General features: G+C 71.4%; 19 protein-coding genes. 10 read left to right on the top strand and 9 right to left on the bottom strand.

Features of this window, described 5'->3' with window-relative positions; all coding sequences use genetic code 11:
- Positions 1-41 precede the first annotated feature (41 nt).
- The 3 genes from OG494_RS36190 to OG494_RS36200 are packed head-to-tail and all read left to right on the top strand — an operon-like array spanning position 42 to position 3,138.
- Entirely contained in the window at positions 42-1,883 is a 1,842-nt protein-coding gene (locus OG494_RS36190; protein ID WP_328446440.1) for a substrate-binding and VWA domain-containing protein, read from the top strand.
- Entirely contained in the window at positions 1,883-2,620 is a 738-nt protein-coding gene (locus OG494_RS36195) for a hypothetical protein (protein WP_328446441.1), read from the top strand. Before OG494_RS36190 ends, OG494_RS36195 begins: the two co-directional genes overlap by 1 nt.
- 44 nt (positions 2,621-2,664) lie before the next feature.
- The gene (locus OG494_RS36200; protein ID WP_328446443.1) at positions 2,665-3,138 is read left to right on the top strand and encodes a DUF4231 domain-containing protein; all 474 of its coding nucleotides are present in this window, start codon (positions 2,665-2,667) and stop codon (positions 3,136-3,138) included.
- Here the strand turns inward: OG494_RS36200 and OG494_RS36205 are convergent.
- Positions 3,135-4,049 carry a LysR family transcriptional regulator gene (locus OG494_RS36205; RefSeq protein ID WP_328446445.1) on the bottom strand — a complete coding sequence of 305 codons (915 nt, stop codon included), beginning with the start codon at positions 4,047-4,049 and terminating at the stop codon, positions 3,135-3,137. The two genes, OG494_RS36200 and OG494_RS36205, sit on opposite strands and share 4 nt — an antisense overlap.
- 92 nt (positions 4,050-4,141) lie before the next feature.
- On the opposite strand from OG494_RS36205, the gene OG494_RS36210 reads away from it, so the two are divergent.
- Positions 4,142-5,383, top strand: coding sequence for an MFS transporter (locus OG494_RS36210; RefSeq protein WP_328446447.1), 1,242 nt, complete (start codon positions 4,142-4,144; stop codon positions 5,381-5,383).
- On the opposite strand, the gene OG494_RS36215 is transcribed toward OG494_RS36210, so the two are convergent.
- Positions 5,350-6,399 carry a hypothetical protein gene (locus OG494_RS36215; RefSeq protein ID WP_328446449.1) on the bottom strand — a complete coding sequence of 350 codons (1,050 nt, stop codon included), beginning with the start codon at positions 6,397-6,399 and terminating at the stop codon, positions 5,350-5,352. The genes OG494_RS36210 and OG494_RS36215 overlap by 34 nt on opposite strands.
- Positions 6,400-6,565: 166 nt before the next feature.
- Here OG494_RS36215 and OG494_RS36220 point away from each other — a divergent pair, with 166 nt between their 5' ends.
- Positions 6,566-7,360, top strand: coding sequence for a DUF2470 domain-containing protein (locus OG494_RS36220; protein WP_328446450.1), 795 nt, complete (start codon positions 6,566-6,568; stop codon positions 7,358-7,360).
- Here the strand turns inward: OG494_RS36220 and OG494_RS36225 are convergent.
- The gene (locus OG494_RS36225) at positions 7,352-7,813 is read right to left on the bottom strand and encodes a PPOX class F420-dependent oxidoreductase (protein ID WP_328446452.1); all 462 of its coding nucleotides are present in this window, start codon (positions 7,811-7,813) and stop codon (positions 7,352-7,354) included. The genes OG494_RS36220 and OG494_RS36225 overlap by 9 nt on opposite strands.
- 22 nt (positions 7,814-7,835) lie before the next feature.
- Between OG494_RS36225 and OG494_RS36230 the strand changes: the two genes are divergently transcribed.
- The 3 genes from OG494_RS36230 to OG494_RS36240 all read left to right on the top strand — a co-directional run bounded on the left by OG494_RS36230 (position 7,836) and on the right by OG494_RS36240 (position 10,577).
- Positions 7,836-8,648: a CPBP family intramembrane glutamic endopeptidase gene (locus OG494_RS36230; RefSeq protein WP_328446454.1), complete on the top strand. Its 813-nt coding sequence runs from the start codon at positions 7,836-7,838 to the stop codon at positions 8,646-8,648.
- Between the two features lie 40 nt (positions 8,649-8,688).
- A complete protein-coding gene (locus tag OG494_RS36235) occupies positions 8,689-9,873 on the top strand; it encodes an arginine deiminase (protein ID WP_328459129.1) in 1,185 nt (394 codons plus the stop codon).
- Positions 9,874-10,022: 149 nt separating this feature from the next.
- Positions 10,023-10,577, top strand: a complete 555-nt coding sequence (locus tag OG494_RS36240) for a ferritin (RefSeq protein WP_328446456.1) — start codon at positions 10,023-10,025, stop codon at positions 10,575-10,577.
- Positions 10,578-10,668: 91 nt separating this feature from the next.
- On the opposite strand, the gene OG494_RS36245 is transcribed toward OG494_RS36240, so the two are convergent.
- The 4 genes from OG494_RS36245 to OG494_RS36260 all read right to left on the bottom strand — a co-directional run bounded on the left by OG494_RS36245 (position 10,669) and on the right by OG494_RS36260 (position 13,615).
- Positions 10,669-11,493, bottom strand: coding sequence for a hypothetical protein (locus OG494_RS36245; RefSeq protein ID WP_328446458.1), 825 nt, complete (start codon positions 11,491-11,493; stop codon positions 10,669-10,671).
- Positions 11,490-12,002, bottom strand: a complete 513-nt coding sequence (locus tag OG494_RS36250) for a SigE family RNA polymerase sigma factor (RefSeq protein WP_247063846.1) — start codon at positions 12,000-12,002, stop codon at positions 11,490-11,492. Before OG494_RS36250 ends, OG494_RS36245 begins: the two co-directional genes overlap by 4 nt.
- A gap of 201 nt (positions 12,003-12,203) precedes the next feature.
- On the bottom strand, positions 12,204-12,557 hold the full coding sequence (locus OG494_RS36255) for a DUF952 domain-containing protein (protein ID WP_328446460.1): 354 nt from the start codon (positions 12,555-12,557) through the stop codon (positions 12,204-12,206).
- Positions 12,558-12,733: 176 nt separating this feature from the next.
- Positions 12,734-13,615: a DUF5926 family protein gene (locus OG494_RS36260; RefSeq protein WP_328446462.1), complete on the bottom strand. Its 882-nt coding sequence runs from the start codon at positions 13,613-13,615 to the stop codon at positions 12,734-12,736.
- Between the two features lie 53 nt (positions 13,616-13,668).
- On the opposite strand from OG494_RS36260, the gene OG494_RS36265 reads away from it, so the two are divergent.
- Positions 13,669-14,835, top strand: a complete 1,167-nt coding sequence (locus tag OG494_RS36265) for a cytochrome P450 (RefSeq protein WP_328446464.1) — start codon at positions 13,669-13,671, stop codon at positions 14,833-14,835.
- A gap of 997 nt (positions 14,836-15,832) precedes the next feature.
- Here the strand turns inward: OG494_RS36265 and mca are convergent.
- Both mca and OG494_RS36275 read right to left on the bottom strand, forming a co-directional pair.
- Positions 15,833-16,678 carry a mycothiol conjugate amidase Mca gene (gene mca / locus OG494_RS36270; protein WP_328446465.1) on the bottom strand — a complete coding sequence of 282 codons (846 nt, stop codon included), beginning with the start codon at positions 16,676-16,678 and terminating at the stop codon, positions 15,833-15,835.
- Positions 16,675-18,036, bottom strand: a complete 1,362-nt coding sequence (locus tag OG494_RS36275; protein ID WP_328446467.1) for an MDR family MFS transporter — start codon at positions 18,034-18,036, stop codon at positions 16,675-16,677. Before OG494_RS36275 ends, mca begins: the two co-directional genes overlap by 4 nt.
- A gap of 95 nt (positions 18,037-18,131) precedes the next feature.
- Here OG494_RS36275 and OG494_RS36280 point away from each other — a divergent pair, with 95 nt between their 5' ends.
- Positions 18,132-18,728 (top strand): TetR/AcrR family transcriptional regulator, encoded by a 597-nt coding sequence (locus OG494_RS36280; protein WP_328446469.1) that lies wholly within the window; start codon positions 18,132-18,134, stop codon positions 18,726-18,728.
- The last annotated feature ends 9 nt before the right edge of the window (positions 18,729-18,737 follow it).

An 18,737-nucleotide genomic window follows, 5' to 3' on the forward strand; every position in this document is an offset into this window, starting at 1 on the left:
TTTCGGCAACGTGACCCCGGCGCTCCCCCGCCGACCGGATAATGGAATTCCGGTCGGCGGAGGGGGCGTTTTCGGTGATCAATTCCCAGCCAGCGCGAAGAAAGAGAAAGATTCTGCCCTTTCTCGCCGCGATCGTTGTCGCGGCGGGGCTGATCATCGGGATCCGGGCCTGGACCAGTGGTTCGGACGACGAGGCCGACGCGCCGAAATGCACCGGCTCGGACGCGATCGCGCTGAACGTCGCGTCGTCGCCGGAAAAGGTCGGCATCGTCCAGGAAGCCGCGAAGACCTACTCCGGCCGGTCGGTCGCCGGCCATTGCGTCGACGTCGTCGTGAAGTCGAAATCGTCGGGTGTCGCGATGCAGGCGCTGGCGAACGGCTGGAACGAAGCCACCGACGGGCCGCGCCCCGACGTCTGGACGCCGGCCGCGAGCGGCTGGGTCAACCTCCTGCGTGTCAACGCCAAGGGGGACAGCGGATCGATCGTGCCCGACGGGGACACGCAGTCGATCGCGAACTCGCCGCTGACCATCGCGATGCCGAAGCCGATGGCCGAGGCGCTCGGCTGGCCGTCGAAGCCGATCGGCTGGAAGGACCTGGCCGCGCTGGCCACGGACCCGGCGGGCTGGGCGAAGTTCGGGCACCCGGAGTGGGGCAAGTTCCGGCTGGGCAAGACGAACCCGAACATCTCCACGGCCGGCCTGAACGCCACGATCGGCGCCTACTACGCCGCGACCGGGACGTCGTCCGACCTCACCGCCGCCGCGCTCGAGAAGCCCGAGGTGAAGCAGTTCGTCACGAACATCGAGCAGGCGATCGTGCACTACGGCGACAACACGCTGACGTTCCTGACGAACCTGCAGAAGGCCGACGACAAGGGCGCGGCGCTGTCGTACATCTCGGCGGTGACCGTCGAGGAGAGCTCGCTGATCGGCTACAACCAGGGCAACCCGACGAACGACCCGGCGAAGGTCGGGCAGCACGCGCCGCCGAAGGTGCCGATCGTCGCGATCTACCCGTCGGACGGCACGCTCAACTCCGATCACCCGTTCGTCACGCTCAACTGGGCCGATCAGACGCGCAAGCAGATCGCCGCGGACTTCCTCGGCTACCTGCGCGGGCCGGAGACCCAGCAGAAGTTCGCCGCGCTGGGGTTCCGCTCCTTCGACGGCAAGCCGGGCGCGCAGGTGACCACCGCCAACGGCGCGCAGCCGGACGCGAAGATCAGCTTCCTGCAGCCGCCGTCGCCGTCGGTGCTGGCCAAGCTGCTGACGACGTGGACCGAGCTGCGCAAGAAGGCGAACGTGCTGCTCGTGGTCGACGTCTCCGGCTCGATGGGCGACGAGGTCAAGGGCACCGGCAAGAGCAAGATCGACCTGGCGAAGCAGGCCGCGATCGACGCGCTCGGCCAGTTCGTGCCGCGCGACCAGGTCGGGCTCTGGCAGTTCTCGACCCACCTCGACGGCGACCGGGACTACCAGGAGCTGCTCCCGGTGCAGGCCCTCGGCAACAGCGGCAAGGAGACGCTCGCGTCGCGCCTGAGCGGGCTCACGCCCCAGGCCGGCACCGGGCTCTACGACTCGTCGCTGGCCGCCTACGAGTACATGAAGGCCCACCTCGACCCGGCCGCGATCAACGCCGTGGTCGTGCTGACCGACGGCCGCAACGAGGACTCCGGCGGCGTCGACCTCGACCACCTGCTGCCGCAGCTGCGGCCCGAAGGCAACGCGGAGACGGTCCGGTTGTTCACCATCGCCTACGGCGGCGACGCCGACCAGGACGTGCTCAAGCAGATCGCCGAGTCGACCGAGGGGTCGGAATACGATTCGTCCAAACCGGACTCGATCAACCAGGTCTTCACGTCCGTGATCTCGAACTTCTGATGAGATTCGTCCGCGAGCTCGCCGAACCGTGGGGGCTGCTGCTCGGCGCCACGTCGGCCGGCGTGGCGTGGGCCGTCCAGCTGCCGGTGGCCGCCGCGCTCGGCGTCGGCGTCGCGGTGCTGGCCGCCCGGGCCGGCGTCGCGCTCGCAACCCGCGAGAAGGAGCCTCCGGCCCGCGAAGCACGGGTCCTCGACGTGACGCCGGGGTCGGCCGAGGCCAACTGGCTGCACCGCGCCGAGCACGCCGCCGACGGCTTCGCTTCCCTCAGCGACTCGCTGGACTCGGGGCCGCTGGCCGACCGCGTGTCCGACATGGAACCGGTGGTCCGGGAGACGCTCTCGACGCTGCAGCGTCTGGCCGGCCGGGCCTCGGCGACGGGAAAGGCGTTGTCCCGCGTCGACTTGGACGCCGTCAGCCGCGAACAGCGCCGGCTGAAGGGCGAGCTGCGGTCGGCTCGCGAGGACGTCCGCGGCGACCTCGAGCAGGCGCTGAGCGCGGTCCAGGCCCAGGCGGACGTCCACGCTCGGTTGTCCGGGGCGCGGGACAAGCTGCTGGCGCAGCTGCAGTCGGGCGCGCTGGGCCTGGACAGCCTGGTGGCGCGCGTCGCCGAACTGACGGCGGCGACGACCGACTTCGCCGTGGACACCGGCGCGGTCCGCGAGCTGAGCGACCAGCTGGAGGGGATCCGCCAGGGAGTCTTGGAGACGGAGCAGGCGACGCGGCGGTCGTTGGGCTGACCGCGTGCTTGACCGCACCACCCGGTGGTGTGAACTTCCGTCCCATGAAGGCAGAGTCGCGAAGTCAGTGGGTCCTGGAAGCGCACGGGGTCGGCGACGAGCCCGTGCCGCCGTCGGTGCTCGCCGAATGGCGGCGCTACCAGCGGTCCTCGTGGGCCGCGCGGCGCCGGCACTCCGTCGTCGAGGTCACGAGCCTCTTCGTGACGGCCACGATCCCCGTGCTCGCGGCCTTCGCCATCGACGCGCGGCTCATCGCCGCCGTCGGGTCGCTCGCGGTGCTGGTCAACGGGATCCGGGCGCTGGGCGGCTACAAGGAGAACTGGACCAGCCGGACGCGGGCGCGCTACGCGATCGAAAAGGAGATCGCGCTCTTCGCCGCCAAGCACGGCAACTACGCCGAACCCGGCGCGGCGGCCGTCCTGGTGGAGACCGTCGAGGAGATCTGCGCCGGGGAACGCGACGGCTGGGTCGCGCTCCGGCTGTCCTACGGCAACTCCCGCGAGAAACCGACGACCTAGCTCGCCCAGCTCGGCCGCCACGTCGTGGCGGCCCGGGCGCCCGGGCGGAGGTGGGCGCGCAGCCGGGCCAGCGCGGGGTGCGCGTTGTCGCCCCGCCAGATCAGCGAGTGCGGGTAGACCGGGGTCGGGTTCTCGAGCGGGACCCGGCGCAGGTCGAGGCCGGCCGGCCACGACAGGCGGATTTCCGCGCCGACCAGCGTGGCCACGTCGGGAGCGTCGGCGATGGTTTCGAGCAGGACCTCCGTGCCGAAGTTCGGGCCGACCGCGTCGATCGAGAGGCCGAACGCGGTCGCCAGCTCGGCGTAGTAGGCGGCCCACTCGGTGCCGGGCACCAGGCCGGGCATCCAGATCCGGTGCCCGGTCAGCTGCTCCGGACGCAGGGCCGTGGCGTCGGCCAGCGGGTGCGCGGGGCCGGTGAGCAGCTGGAGCGGCTCGTCGAGGACCCAGGACGCCTCGACGCCGTCGGGCAGCTGCCGCACGGCCACCGCGCGGAACGACGCGTCGATCGAGCCGTCCCGGACCGCCGCGACCGCCGCGTCGGCGTCGAACAGCGTCGCGACTTCGAGAGCGACGTCCGGGTGGGCGCGGTGGAAGCCCCGCAGCAGCGTCGCCGTCCCCAGCCGCCGGCCGATGACGTCGACGCGCAGGGCGCGGCGCCCGGAGCGCACCGACGCCATCGCCCGCGCCTCGGCCAGCAGCAGCTCGCGGGCGTGCGGCAGGAACGCTTCGCCGTCGCCGGTCAGCCGGGCGCCGCGGGCGGTGCGCGTGAACAGCCGCGCGCCGAGTGTCTTCTCCAGCGCGGCGATGCGCTTGGAGACGGCCTGCTGGGTGACCGCGAGGTCGGTCGCGGCGTCCTGGAACCGGCCCGCGTCCGCGGCGGCGACGAACGTACGCACGGCATCGAGATCCACGGCAGCCGACTCTAGGACCACAACGCCACGTTGTGGCTCGCCGCCACGACGGTTGTTTGCTCCGCGGCCGTCTTCTTCGCTTTGCTCTCCGGGTGAGGCGCAGGCGGTCGCTGGGGCCGCGGTTCAGGTGGCTGTGGACGGCTTACGCCGTCAGCGCGTTCGGCACGTGGCTCGGGTTCGGGGCGTTCCCGCTGCTGGCCATCCTCGTCCTGCACAGCGGGCCGACGGCGGTTTCGGTGCTGGCCGCCGTCGGGCCCGCGGTGGGGGCGCTCGTGGCGGTGCCGCTGGGGCCGTGGATCGAGTTCCGGCCGAAGCGGCCGGTCATGGTGCTGATGGACGTGATCCGGTTCGCGGCGCTGATGACCGTGCCGGTGGCCTACGCGCTCGGCTGGCTCGGCTTCACGCAGCTGCTCGTCGTCTCGGTGATCGTCGCCTCGGCGGACATCGCCTTCACGGCGGCGAGCGGCGCTTTCCTGAAGGCGCTCGTGCCGCCGGCGGACCTGCTCGTCGCGAACGGCCGGTTCGAGTCGACGACCTGGACGGCCACCGCACTCGGCCCGCCGCTGGGCGGCGCCGCGTTCGGGCTGCTCGGGCCGGTGACGACGGTGGTCGCCAACGCCGTCAGCTTCCTGCTCTCGGCGCTCGGGATCCGGGCGATCGGCGGGACGGAACCGCCGCCGGCGCGCACGGCGTCGCGGCTGCGGCCGAGCGACCTGGCCGCGGGCTGGCGCTTCCTGCTGACGCACCCGGGTCTGCGGCCGCTGTTCCTCAACACACTGCTGTTCAACGGCCTGATCATGGGGACCGAGCCGCTGCTGGCCGTGCTCATGCTCGGGCAGCTCGGGTTCACGCCGTGGCAGTACGGGCTGGCGTTCGCGGTGCCGTGCCTCGGCGGGCTCGTCGGCTCGCGGCTGACCCCGCGGCTCGTCGAGCGGTTCGGCCGGCACAACGTGCTGTGGACGTCCGGCGTGCTGCGCGCGTTCTGGCTGCTCGGGCTGGCTTTCCTGCCCTCGGGCCCCGGTGGGCTCGCGTTCGTGATGGTCATCGAGTTCGGCCTGATCTTCTTCTGCAGCGTGTACAACCCGGTCCTGGCCACCTACCGGCTCGACCAGCTCCCCGCCGACCGCGTCGCGCGGACGCTGTCGGCGTGGACCGTCAGCACCCGGGCGAGCATCGCGGCGACGACCGCGCTCTGGGGCGTGCTGGCCGGCTTCACCGGCCCACGCGTCGCGATCGGTGTCGCCGGGGTGCTGATCCTGGCGACGCCGTTCCTGCTCCCCCGCCGCGACCGCACGCCCGCTCAGCCGAGCCGGACCGTCCCCAGCACCGGGTAGCCGGGGACGCCGGTCGCGGCGCGGCCCGGGCGCGGGACGCCGGCGATCCACAGGCGTCCGGTCGCCGCGACGTTCGCGGCCATCGACGGGTCGGCGTCGTGGATCCGGAACGGGACGACCCGGCCGTCGGCGAGCATCGTCAGGCCGCTCACCCGGGCGGATCCGTGCGGGCTCATCCGCACCGGCCCGTCCGGCACCGCGCGCAGCTCGGTCCAGTGGTCCGCCGGCTGCGGTCCGAGGTAGGCCACCGAGCGCGCCGCGACGGCGATCGCGGCCACCAGCGCGAGCGCCGCGATCCCGGTGAACACCAGGACGACGAACCCGCTCGCGCGGTCGTCCGCCGGGAAGTCGAGCCGCACCCAGAGCGAGAACCCGGCCAGGGCCAGCAGGAACGTGGCGGCTTCCCGCAGGTCGCGGGCGTGCCGGCGGCGGTGCGCGGCCAGCACGGGGTCGAGGCGCGGCGAGCCGGACCAGGCCGTCGGCGCCACCGCGACGGCGCCGGCGGGCGGCGTGTCGTGGATCCGGGCGCGGCGGACCCGCACGACACCGGGGAAGCCGACGAACACCTTCGGGCCCGAGCCCAGCAGCCACACCCGCCGGTCACCGGCCAGCAGCAGCCGGAACGCCTCGTCGAGCCGGATCCGCAGCCACCGGCCGTCCGGCAGCCGCACGCCGACGGTCCGGCCGGCGGCGACCAGCCCGTCCGCGGCGACGTCGACCCGCCGGAACCGCTCGCGCTTCAGCCGCTTCTCGGGCACCTGGACGCGCCCGCGGTGGAGCCAGAACACCTGGAAGAAGCCGAAGAGCACGACGAGGAACACCGGGATGGCGACGCCGTTACCGGTGAAGAACTGGGAGACGCCGAGGAGCACGAACGGCCAGCCCGCGAGCCGCTGGTTCGTGAGGGTGCGGCCGATCCGGTCGAGGTACTCGCCGAAGATCGGCAGCGCGCCGGACGGCATGGCGGAGTCGAACTCGAACGCTCGCACGCGCTCGGGCACCGGGACGATCTGCACGCTGGGCCCCCACCGTGTCGGCACTGGTCACCGACCCTTTCGGCAAACCGGTCATCGGCGTTACCTGATACTCCGTTCAGCGGAACGGGTCGTGACGCCCGCCGCAAACGAGCGACTACCCAGACCGGCGGATTCAAGTTAGGCTCACCTAAGTAGGAGGTGAGCCGTGACCGAAGCACCGACATCCATCCGCCGCCCGCCGGCCCCGAACCCCGCCGAGCGCGCGAAGACGATCGCGACCCGCAACGGCCCGGCGTCGCTGATGCCCACGTGCGAACGCGCCGGGCTGGAGTCCGAGCGCGTCGTCCCCGTCCTGCACCACGTGCACCACAGCGGCAGCGTGAGCGTGCTGCTGCCCGACGAGCACCCGATGGTCCGCGCGAGCAGCCAGACCCAGCGCGGCGAGCTGGCCGTGCTGGTGGAGCTCGCCGACCAGGCGCCGGTCGACCTGCGCGAGCCGATCCGCGGTCTGCTCTGGATCACCGGCTGGCTGCGGCCGCTCTCGCCGGTCTCGGCCCGCGCGCGGGCGGTGGCGATCGCCGAAAGCCGGCCGGACGAGCGGCTCCTCGACGTCGGCCACGGCCTGACACTGCTGCGGCTCACCCCGGCGTCCCTCGTGCTCGCCGACGCCGAAGGCACGCACTCGCTGCGGCCGCACATGTTCAGCGCCGCGCCGCCGGACCCGTTCCACGACTACGAGGCCCAGTGGCTGCGGCACCTGGAAACCGACCACTCCGACGTCGTCGGGCAGCTGGCGAAGCACCTGCCCGCGGATCTGCGCGGCGGCCGGATCCGGCCGCTCGGGCTGGACCGGTTCGGGCTGCGGCTGCGCGTCGAGTCCGACACCGGCGACCACGACGTGCGGCTGGCGTTCTCGAAGTCGGTGGACAGCCCGCCGCAGCTCGCGATGGAGCTGCGACGGCTGGTCGGCTGCCCGTTCCTGCGGGGCGCGTCAGGCTAGTTCGGCGGGGAAGCCGCCCTTCGCCAGCGGTCCCCAGCTCTCGATCGTCACGCGGATGATGCTCTTGCCCTGCTTGACCATGGCTTCGCGGTATTCGTCCCAGTCCGGGTGTTCGCCCGAAATGCTGCGGAAGTAGTCGACGAGCGGCTCGACCGAATCCGGGATGTCCAGCACCTCGGCGGTGCCGTTGAGCTGGACCCACTTGTCGTTCCACTCGTCGGACAGGATGCAGGCCGAGACCTGCGGGTTGCGCTTGATGTTCACGATCTTCGCGCGCTTCGGGTAGGTCGAGATGACCAGCCGGCCCTCGGCGTCGACACCGCAGGTGACGGGCGAGAGCTGCGGGCCGCCGTCGGCCTTCGTGGTCAGCAGGATCGCGCGGTGGCGGGTGGACAGGAACTCGACCAGCTCGGCGCGGTCGACGGTTTCGTTGGTGGCGATAGTGCGGGGCATGACCCGACGGTAGCGTGCGGCCATGACGTTCACCGCGCGATCGTGGCTGGCCCCGGCCCGCCCGGAGTTCCCCGTGACGATCGAGGACCCGCGGGAACGCAAGGCGATCAAGATCGAGCTGCTGATCGTCTTCGGGATCACGCTGGGCCTGTCCGGCGTCCGCAGCCTGCTGTCCCTTGTGGACTCCCTGCTGCAGCCGGCGCCGTTGGCGCAGCAGCAGGTCCAGCTCAACGTGCCGCAGGCCGCGGCGAGCCTGATCGACCTGCTCAAGCAGCTGCTGTCGGCCGCGCAGCTCGTCGGCTGGGGCGCGCTCGGGCTGTACCTGCTGTGGCGCGCGGGCGTGAAGATCACCCAGGTGGGGCTGGACCGCCGCACCCCCGGCCGCGACGCGCTGCTGACCGTCGCGCTCGCCGCCGTCATCGGGATTCCGGGGCTGGCGCTGTACTTCATCTCCTACCACCTCGGGTTCAGCCTGGCGGTGCAACCGTCCACTTTGAACGACACGTGGTGGCGGCCGATCTCGCTGACCCTCTCGGCGTTCGGCAACGCCTTCGCCGAGGAAGTGCTGGTGATCGGCTACCTGCTGACCCGGCTGCGCCAGCTCGGCGTCCGCGAGAACAACGCGCTGTTCGGCGCGGCCGTGCTGCGCGGGTCGTACCACCTCTACCAAGGCTTCGGCGGGTTCGTCGGCAACCTGATCATGGGGCTGGTGTTCGGGCGGCTGTGGCAGAAGACCAACCGCCTGTGGCCGCTCGTGGCCGCGCACACGCTGTTCGACTTCGTGTCCTTCGTCGGGTACGCCCTGCTGAAGGGTCACGTTTCCTGGTTGCCCTGACTAAGCTCGGGTCGTGATCGACGAAACGACACCTCCCCGGGTGGACAGCGAAGTCGGACCTCTGCGCGCGGTGCTGCTGCACCGGCCCGGCAACGAGCTCAAAAGGCTGACGCCCCGCAACAACGACCAGCTCCTGTTCGACTCGATCCCCTGGGTCGACCGGGCCCAGGCGGAGCACGACGCGTTCGCCGACGTGCTGCGCGGCCGCGGCGTCGAAGTCCTGCTGCTGGCCGACGCGCTCCGCACGGCCCTCGAGGACACCCGCGCGCACGCGTCGGGCGTCCACGCGGCGGTCGACGACCGGCGCCTAGGCGGCGATCTGGCCGATTCCCTGCGGTCGCACCTTTCGGGCGTCGACGCGGCCGGCCTCGCCGAGGTGCTGATGGCCGGGATGACGTTCGAGGAACTGCCGTCGGCCGAAGGCGCGTCGCTGGTGCGGATGATGAACCACCCGCACGACTTCGCCGTCGACCCGCTGCCGAACCTGCTGTTCACGCGCGACTCGTCGGCGTGGATCGGCGACCGGGTGGCGATTTCGTCGCTGACCATGCCCGCGCGGCGCCGCGAAACGGCCGTGCTCGACCTGATCTACGCGTACCACCCGTACTTCCGCCACGCCGCCCGCGCGTACGGCGCGCATTCGGCGCCGATCGAGGGCGGCGACGTCATGCTGCTGGCGCCGGGCGTGCTCGCCATCGGCGTCGGCGAGCGCACGACCGCGGCCGGCGCCGAGTCGCTGGCCCGCTCGGTGTTCGCCGACGGCATCGCGCACACCGTGCTGGCGGTGCCGATCGAGCAGTCCCGCGCGACCATGCACCTGGACACCGTGTGCACGATGGTCGACGCCGACGCGGTGGTGATGTACCCGCTGGCCCGCGACTCCCTGACCGCGTTCACCATCCGCCCGACCGGCGACGGCGGCGTCAAGGTGGCCGGCCCGACGCCGTTCCTGGCCGCCGCGGCGGAGGCGATGGAGATCGACCGCCTGCGCGTCATCGACACCGGCCTGGACCCGGTCACGGCCGAGCGTGAGCAGTGGGACGACGGCAACAACACGCTGGCCCTGGCGCCGGGCGTGGTCGTCGGCTACGAGCGGAACGTCGAGACGAACGAGCGTCTCGAGGCGGCGGGCATCGAGGTGCTGCCGATCGCCGGGTCCGAGCTGGGCTCCGGCCGTGGCGGCCCGCGCTGCATGTCGTGCCCGGTGCGCCGCGACCCCCTGTGAATGAAAGTAAGCCTTCCCTAAATTGCGTCGACAATTTAGGGAAGGCTTACCAAAATTAGGTTCGTCTTCCTTTAGGAATGGTAACCTAATAGGGGGTAGATCACCACTCTGAAGTGGCATTGATTCGCATTCTGACGTACTGTTATGACATGGCCCTCACCAAGAAGAAAGAACCGCGCTCCAAGTTCTACGAACTGCTCCAGGCGCAGATCCACAACGAGTTCAATGCGTCCCAGCAGTACATCGCGCTTGCGGTGTGGTTCGACGCCGAGGACCTGCCGCAGCTGGCGAAGCACTTCTACAAGCAGTCGGTCGAAGAGCGCAACCACGCGATGGCGCTCGTGCAGTTCATGCTCGACCGCGACCACCACGTCGACATCCCCGGCACCGGGGAGGTGCGCAACGACTTCTCCAGCGTCACCGAGCTCCTCGAGCTCGCGCTCGAGCAGGAGAAGGAGGTCGCCACCGACATCTCCGCGATGGCCAAGGCGGCCCGCGCCGAAGAGGACTACATCAGCGAGCAGTTCACGCAGTGGTTCCTCAAGGAGCAGGTTGAAGAGATCTCGCAGATGAACACGCTGCTGACGATCGTCAAGCGCGCGAACGGCAACCTGTTCGAGGTCGAGGCCCACCTGCACCGCGAGTCCGTCGGCGACGCCGGCGTGGACGCGCAGATGCCGCCGGTGGCCGGCGGCGCGCTCTAGGCTTCCCACCACGCTGCGCCCATTTGCAAGAACGCAGAAAACCCGGGCTCTCCCCCTGTGGACAGCCCGGGTTTTCCGTGTGCGGCGCCGGTCAGCCGGCGCAGTCCTGGTTGAGGCTCATCAAGCTGGTCTGCACGACCCCGGTGTCGTCGAGCCGGAAGTGGTACTCCGACGTCGCGCCGGCCGGAGCGCCGATGCCGCCCGACTCTTCCTTGGCCTCGGGATAGGTGGCGAGCACCTGGTCCTTCGTGGATCCGGCGCCGACACCCTCGGCGGTGTGCGCCGCCTGCTGGGGCGTGACGACGGTCAGCCCGACCGCCTTAGAAATGACAACGGTCGCCGCGGCCGGCACTCCGCTGCCCTGCGCCGTGTAGACCGTGCAGCTCGCGCCGGGCTCCGCGCCGCTGAGCGTGACACCCTGCGCGGTCAGCTGGGCCTCGGACATGCCCAGTTTGATGCTGCCGAAGCCGTCCGACGCGAGCAGTGGTCCGCTCAAGACGGGCGGGAGCTTCGAGGGCGGCTGGGCCGACGACGGTCGCACCGTCCGCGGGGGCGCCGAGCCCGGCGGCGGGGAGACGTCGATGTCCTGCGTGCTGGTCGGCGCCGGGATCGACGGCTGCGGCTGCCGGCCGGGCGTGAGGTTCTCGGGCGGTTTGACGCTGATCGGGGCGCCGTCGGCGGACATCACCGCGGTGCCTTCGTCGGCGTGGAGCCGCACCATCGTGAGCCCCCCGGCGACGACCACCACCGCGGCCGCGACACCGACCGCGGTCAGCGCGCCTTGACGACGGTGGCGACGGCGTCGCGCACCGGCGACGATGACCGTGCCGGCGTCGGGTGGCGGAGGCAAGTCGAGCCGCTCATCGGCGAACAGGGCGCGCAGGCGCTGCTCCAGTTCGTCCTCGGAGATGTTCAACCCGCGTCACTCCCTTCACCTTCGCCGTCGGCCGCCTTCAGTTTCATCCGCAGCGACGCGATCGCCTTGCTGGCCTGGCTCTTGACGGTGCCCTGCGTGACCCCGAGCGCACCGGCGATCTCCGCTTCCGAGAGACCTTCGTAGTAACGCAGCACCATCACGGCGCGTTGCCGCGGCGGCAGCGTTCGTAACGCGCGCCACAGCGGCTCGTGCTCGAACGGGTCATCCGGAACGTGCGGGTCGGTGTCCGGCAGGTCGGCCACCAGGTTCTCGCGGCGCGTCCGGCGCCAGCGGCTGACGTGCGCGTTCGCCATCGAGCGGCGGACGTAGGCCAGCGGGTCGCCGGTCTTCTCGTGCACGTAGGTCCAGCGTGAACCCATCTTCTCGAGCACGGTCTGCACCAGGTCCGCCGCGTCGTGCGGGTTGCCGGTCAGCGCGTGGCCGTACCGCAGCAAGCCCGGCAGCACGGCTTGCACGAAGTCCCCGAAGTCGGCGAGCTCACCCGGCAACGTCGCGGCCCTCCCTCGGCCTGCGCTGGTCACCCAGGTATCTCCCCCGGTGAAGACGGGTGCCGCAGCGGTCACCGTATCGCCTCCCATCGGGGTCGGGTAGCCAGAAGCCGAGTCACCTTCCTCCCCAACACGCATCACAACCCCCTCAGGTTGCCCGCGTCCCCGAACGAATCCGGAGACGCTCTGACGTGCTCCGCGTCAGCGGAGCGCGAGCGACTCCGGCAGCCGGAAGCCGCCGTCCGCCACTTCGGTGAACTCGTGGACGTCCACGACGGCGGCCCGCGGGATCGGGCCGTACACGTGCGGGAACCAGACCCCGGCCGGATGCGGTGGCTCGCCGTCCTCCCAGCGGACCGGGACCTCGAGCTTCGCCGGGTCGATCTCGAGCAGCACCAGATCGGTGCGGCCCTGGTAGAGCGCGTTGGCCGGCAGGTGCGCCGTGCCGAAGTCCGAGCAGTGGATGAACCCGACGTCGTCCAGCGACGCCGCCCGGTATTCGCCGCCTTCGACCGCCTCGGCCCACTCGGCCGCTCCGCAGATGTGGAGTATCACGCCGAGAATGGTCCCACCAGCGCGATCCGTCGGCGGTGTCTCGTACGCCACATAATGCCTGGTTGAACGCTCATCGAGCGGTGAGAGAGCACCCGTTGACACCGGCAGTCCGGCGACAGATGACGAAGGGCCGTTCCCGCGTGGGAACGGCCCTTCGTGGCTCTCGTGGCTCCTGGTCAGCGCAGGGTGAGCTGACGGCCGATCAGGCCGTCCCGCGCCCGCCGCTCGGCGGCGTTCAGCGGCTCGGCGTCGAGGGACTTGAGCGCCGTCTCGAGCCGGACGCCGAGGGCGTCCTTCGCATCCGCCCACTCGCGGGCGTGGGCCTCGGAGTCGAGGTCCCAGACCGGGACGAGCAGGCCGTGCGCCCGGAACGAGCCCGCGTAGCGCGACCCCTCACCGAGGCCGAGCTCGCCCGCCGCGGACAGCCGCGCCAGGGCTTGGAGCAGCAGGTTCTCCGGCTCGGGCCGGACCCAGCGCAGGTGCGCCTTCTCGCCGGCGAGCACCCAGTAGGCGCCGAAGCCGAGCCGTTCGGTCGGCATGATCGCCGCGTTGGCGCGCTCGAGGGACACCGCGACGTCACCGCTGGCGTCCGCGTCTTCGGGCAGCCACCACGCGAAGTCGCTGTGCAGCGTGACGTCGAGTTCCGCGCCCGGGGTCAGCAGGTCCTGCAGCCGGGCGTGCTCGTCGGCCTCCGGCGGGGTGGTGGTGTCCGGCACGCCGAGGACGTCGCCCTCCTTGGCGTCCAGCAGCCACTTCAGCGAGCGGCCGAGGTCGCGGCTGATGTCGGAGGACCGGGTCTGCACCTGCAGGCCGAGGTAGCGCTCACCGTCGGAACGGACGAACGCGGCCGCGGCCATCGGCAGCACGGTGGCGATGGTGACGTCCCCGCCGCCGGCGAGGGTGAGCTTCGCCGTCGCGGACGGCACGAACTCGCGCAGCGCGATCAGTTCGGGCTCCGCCGCCAGCCCTTCGAACGGCTGCCCGACGAAGACGTCGCGCACCTTCGGCTTGCGGTCCGACGCCTGCTTGGGACCCTTCTTGCGCGCGCCCTTGCCCACGGCTGCCTCCTCTGGCTCGGCCTGGAACGCTATCGAAGGGTTAGTCTCGCGACGTGTTCGACCCCCGCGATCCCGAGTTCCTCGAAGACCCGTACCCGGCTTTTGCCGCCCTCCGCGCACAGGGCGACGTCCATTTCCACGACGGGCTCGGCTTGGCCGTGGCGGTGTCGCACGCCGCGTCGTCGGCCGTATTGCGCCACCGCGGCCTGGGCCGGATCTGGCAGGACGCCCAGCCGCTCGAACGGTTCGCCTCCTTCAACCTCCTGCACCGCAACTCGCTGCTGGAGAACGAGCCGCCGGCCCACACCCGGCTGCGCCGCCTGATCGCGGGCGCGTTCGGCCGCGGCCACGTGCAGCGCCTGCGCCCGATGGTCGCGACCCTCGCCGCCAAGATGGTCGACGACCTGGCCGCGGCCATCACCACCGACGGCAGCGCGGATCTGCTGGAGCACCTCGCCCAGCCGCTGCCGGTCGCGGTGATCGCCGAACTGCTCGGCGTCCCGGGCACCGACGGGCCGCGGATGGTGCAGCTGTCCAACGCGATCGTGAAGATGTACGAGTTCGGCCTGCCCGAGGAGGATCGCGACGCCGCCGAGCAGGCCGCCGGCGAGTTCGTCGCGTACGTCCGCTCGGTAGCGACGTCCCGGGCCGCCTCGCCCGGCGAAGACATCATCAGTGACCTCCTGCGTAGTGAGCTGACCCCCGACGAGCTGGTCGCAACGGCGGTGCTGCTGCTGATGGCCGGCCACGAAGCGACGGTCAACGTGCTCGGCAACGGCATCACGGCACTCCTCACGCACCGGGACCAGTGGGACCGGCTGCTGGCCGAACCTTCACTGCTCGATTCGTGCGTGGAGGAACTGATCCGGTTCGACGCGCCCCTGCAGCTGTTCGAGCGAACGGCAACCGAGGACGTGACGATCTCCGGCTTCGTGGTGGCACGCGGCCAGAAGATCGGTGCACTGCTGGGAGCCGCGGCTCGCGATCCGAAGGTGTTCGATGAGCCGGATCGCCTCGACATCGGACGGACACCGAACGCGCACCTCGGATTCGGCATGGGGATTCACTACTGCGTAGGCGCTCCTCTCGCTCGGGTGGAGATCGCGGCGGCGCTGACCGCGTTGGTGGAGAAGTTGCCGGGGCTGCGGTTGACGGGGACGCCGCTGCGGCGGCCGGAGTTTGTGATCCGTGGGCTGCGGGAGTTGCGGGTTACGGCCTGAGGTTCGGATTGGCTGTTACGGCTGGGGTTCGCAGAGCCCACGGTTTGTGCGCAGTCGCCTGACCGCCCGGACGCGCGGCAGCCTGCGGCAGCGCCGGCTGTGGCGGGCTCGGCCGGACCTCAAGCCGCGTGGCGCCGGTCGTGGCGGGGTTCGATCGGCCGGGCCGGCGTACCGGGTGCCAGGGCGGCGTTCGGCGAGCCGCGGCCCGCAGGATGGTGGTCCTGGCGGGCTCGGGGAACCCACAGCCCGCAGGGCGGACACCGCGCCAAAGCTCGACGAAGCCGCGGCCCGCGAGGCAGACCCCGAGGTGCGGCTGAGCGAGGCGCGGCCTGCCGGGCGGGCGGGTGGCCATGGCGGGCCCGGGGAACCCACAGCCTGCTAGGTGGACGCCGTGCCAAGGCTCGACGAAGCCGCGGCCCGCGAGGCAGACCCCGGGGTGCGGCTAGGCGAGCCGCGGCCTGCCGGGCGGTAGCCATGGCGGACCCGGGAAACCACAGCCCGTACGGCGGACACCGCGCCAAGGCTCGACAGAGCCGCGGCCCGCGAGGCAGACCCCCGAGGTGCGGCTGAGCGAGGCGCGGCCTGCCGGGCGGGTGGCCATGGCGGGCCCGGGGAACCACAGCCCGTAGGGCGGACACCGTGCCAAGGCTCGGCAGAGCCGCGGCCCGCGAGGCAGACCCTGGGGTGCGACTGGGCGAGGCGCGGCCTGCCGGGCGGTGGTCGTGGCAGGCCAGGGAACCCCCAGCCTGCCGAGCGGCGGCCGTGGCTGGCCAGGCGAGCTCTGGCCTGTGGGGCGGTGGTCGTGGCGGGCTGGGTGGGCCGCACATGCGTGGTGGCCGCCGCGGGGGCTTGGGGAACCGCGGCCGGTCCGGCGGACGCCGTGGTGGGGGTGGGTGACGCGCGGCATCCCGGGGGCGGTGGTCGTGGCGGGGCTCGGTGAGCCGCGGTCTGCGGGCGGATGCCGTGGTGCGGCACGGCTGCGGGGTGTGGGGCCGGATCACGGGGTGACTCCCGTGAACAGGTCTGTTTCCAGGTCGGCGCCGGGCGCCGGGTGGGCGAGGTGGTAGTCCTCGAAGGGCCAGGCCTTTCTCTCTATTTCGCGGGAGTGGTTGAAGAACGGGTGAGCAGGGTCCACCTGCGTGGCGTGGGCCAGGAGGGCTCGATCTCGGGTGGAGAAGTGGTCCTCGCAGCGGATTTTGGTGGTGCTGAGCAGCTTGTCTTCCGGCGGTAACTCCTCCAGGACCGCGCCCATGGCCGATTCGAGGCCGGCTTCGAGGGTGGCGTTGTGCAGGGCCTCGAACCACGCTCGGCTCAGGGTTGCTTGGTAGTACAGCTTTTGTGGTCGCCAGGGGTCTCCTGTGCCGGGGTAGCGGGTGGGGTCGGCGGCCGCTGTGAAGGCCTCGATCGTCACGTCGTGGGTGCGGATGTGGTCCGGGTGGGGGTAGCCGCCTGTTTCGTCGTAGGTGATCACCACGTGTGGGCGGAACTCTCGGATCAGCGCTACCAGCGGGGCTGCCGCCTCTTCGAGCGGGAGGGCTGCGAAAGAGCCTTCGGGTGGTGGCTCGCCTTCCGCTGGGAGGCCGGAGTCCGTGTGGCCGAGGAACTGCTGCCGGATGCCCAGGATCTCGGCCGCCGCGGCCATTTCCCGGCGGCGGAGGGCGGGGAGATCGGCTCGGGTTTCCGGGGTGTCGAGGGCTGGGTTGAGGACGTCGCCGCGTTCGCCGCCGGTGCAGGTTGCTACCAGGACGTCGACGCCTTCGGTGGCGTAGCGGGCGAGGGTGGCCGCGCCTTTGCTGGACTCGTCGTCGGGGTGGGCGTGGACGCTCAGGAGGCGGTAGGTCATGCCAGGCTCCTCTTCGGACTTGAGGATTTCGGGAAGAACGCTGCGGGGACGAGGGTCAAGGCGGACAACGCCAGGGCCCAGGTGAAGGTGGCGCCGAACGCCGTGGGGGCGGCTGTCGCGGCCAGTTCGTGGTGGAGGACCGCCGCCAGGAGTGCGGTGCCCAGGGAGCCGCCGATGCGGTTGACCACGTTGAACGCGCTCGCCGCACGGGGGATGCGGGATCGCTCCAGCGAGCCGTAAAGCGTGGTCATGCCGGGGGTTGTGGCCGCGCCCAAGCCCGCGCCGCGGATCAGCAGGGACACGGTTAGCAGGACGCTGCCAGGGGACGAACCCAGCTGCGTGAACGCGATCGTGCCCAAGAGCGACAACGTGATTCCGGCCAGCATCATCGTGCGGGGACCGAAGCGGGCCAAGAGGCGGCCGCCCGTGAGCAGCACCGCCGCCGAGCCCAGTGCTTGCGGGGCCAGGAGCAAGCCCGCTTGCAACGCGCTCGCGTGCTCCACCTGCTGGTAGTACAGCGGGAGCAGCAACATCGAGCTGTACAGCGACGCGCCCAGCAGGAACGTGCTCGCGCTCGCGACCGCGAAACCCTTGTCCCGGAACAGCTTCAGGTCCAGCACCGCCCAGCGGGTACGGGCCGCGTGGACGCCGTAGGCGAGCAGCAACGCCGCTCCGGCGACCGCCGCGACGACGACGCCTTCGGCCAGGCCGTACACGAACGCGCCCAGCCCTGGGGAAAGCAAGGCGATCCCCCGGACGTCGAGCGGCTCGCGGACGCCGCCCGGTGCCGGGGCCGGGAGCAGGCGCCGGGCGAAGACGAACGTCGCCACGCCCAGCGGGACGATGCCGAAGAACATCCACCGCCAGCCGAAGTCCGCGACGAGGGCGCCGCCGAGCATCGGGCCGAGGACCGGGGCGACCGTGGCCGGCAGGGTGATCACGCCGATCATCCGGCCCAGGGCCGGGCCCGCTTCCTGCGCGAACACCGCCTGGCCGACCGGCTGCATCAGGCCGCCGCCCAGGCCGTGGAGCACCCGGAACACGATCAGCGCGGGCGCCGACCACGCGAAGCCGCACAGCAGCGTGCCCGCGGTGAAGAGCGCGACCGCGGCCAGCCAGACCGCGCGGCCGCCGAACCGGTCGGTCAGCCAGCCCGACAGCGGGATCGCCGCAGACGCCGCGAGCAGGTACGCGCTGGCGACCCACTGCACGGTTGTCAGCGGACTGCCGAGGTCACGGGCGATCGAGTCGATCCCGACGGTCACGATCGTCGCGTCGAGGATCGACAGCACCGCGCCCATGATCAGCACGCCGCCGAGCCGCCACAGTGCCTTGTCCGGCCGGACTGCCGTTGTCATGCCCACTCCCCAGTCGTTAGGTCCGACCTCAGATTAGGTCGGACCCACTCGATGGGTCAAGCACAAGTTTGGGTCCGACCCAGTAGAGTGACGGCATGAGCGAGGGACTCCGGGCCCAGAAGAAGCACGAGACCAGGAGGAACATCTCCGACGTCGCGACTGGCCTGTTCATCCGGAACGGCTTCGAAGACGTGACGATCGCCGAGATCGCCGCCGAGGCGCGGGTGGCCAAGATGACCGTGACGAACCACTTCCCGCGCAAGGAAGACCTGGTCTTCGACATCCGCGCGGACTTCGCGGCCTGGCCCGCGGCGCTGATCCACGACAGCGCCTTCCACGACACGCGCGAGGTCTACTTCGAGGCCCTCGGCGCCGAACACGCGCTGGTCGGCTTTTCCGGCCGGGGGTTCGCGCGGATGATCAGGGACAGCCAGGTCCTGACGAACGCGCTGCACGAGATGCACCGCGAGCGCGAGGCGGCGCTCACGCACCTCCTGCTCGGCCGGCACCCCGAGCAGGCGCTCGAGCCGGTCCTGGCCGCCGCGCACCTCGCGACGGTGCTGCGGGTGCTCTTCCAGGAGGTCTTCGACCGGACGCTCGACAACGAGCCCGGGAAGCGGATCGCCGACGCCGTGTGGCCCCTCGCCGAACAGGCCTTCGACCAGCTGGAACCGATTCTCGGCAGGTACTGAGCCGGCGGT

It is taken from the genome of Amycolatopsis sp. NBC_00438, assembly GCF_036026695.1.
In the GTDB taxonomy this organism is placed as follows: domain Bacteria; phylum Actinomycetota; class Actinomycetes; order Mycobacteriales; family Pseudonocardiaceae; genus Amycolatopsis.

Bases quoted from the DNA above. Each gene is read 5' to 3' on its own strand.
- OG494_RS36190 (WP_328446440.1), top strand. From the start codon at position 42: ATGGAATTCCGGTCGGCGGAGGGGGCGTTTTCGGTGATCAATTCCCAG.
- OG494_RS36195 (WP_328446441.1), top strand. From the start codon at position 1,883: ATGAGATTCGTCCGCGAGCTCGCCGAACCGTGGGGGCTGCTGCTCGGC.
- OG494_RS36200 (WP_328446443.1), top strand. From the start codon at position 2,665: ATGAAGGCAGAGTCGCGAAGTCAGTGGGTCCTGGAAGCGCACGGGGTC.
- OG494_RS36225 (WP_328446452.1), bottom strand. From the start codon at position 7,813: ATGCCCCGCACTATCGCCACCAACGAAACCGTCGACCGCGCCGAGCTG.
- OG494_RS36230 (WP_328446454.1), top strand. From the start codon at position 7,836: ATGACGTTCACCGCGCGATCGTGGCTGGCCCCGGCCCGCCCGGAGTTC.
- OG494_RS36240 (WP_328446456.1), top strand. From the start codon at position 10,023: ATGGCCCTCACCAAGAAGAAAGAACCGCGCTCCAAGTTCTACGAACTG.
- mca (WP_328446465.1), bottom strand. From the start codon at position 16,678: ATGACCTACCGCCTCCTGAGCGTCCACGCCCACCCCGACGACGAGTCC.
- OG494_RS36275 (WP_328446467.1), bottom strand. From the start codon at position 18,036: ATGACAACGGCAGTCCGGCCGGACAAGGCACTGTGGCGGCTCGGCGGC.
- OG494_RS36280 (WP_328446469.1), top strand. From the start codon at position 18,132: ATGAGCGAGGGACTCCGGGCCCAGAAGAAGCACGAGACCAGGAGGAAC.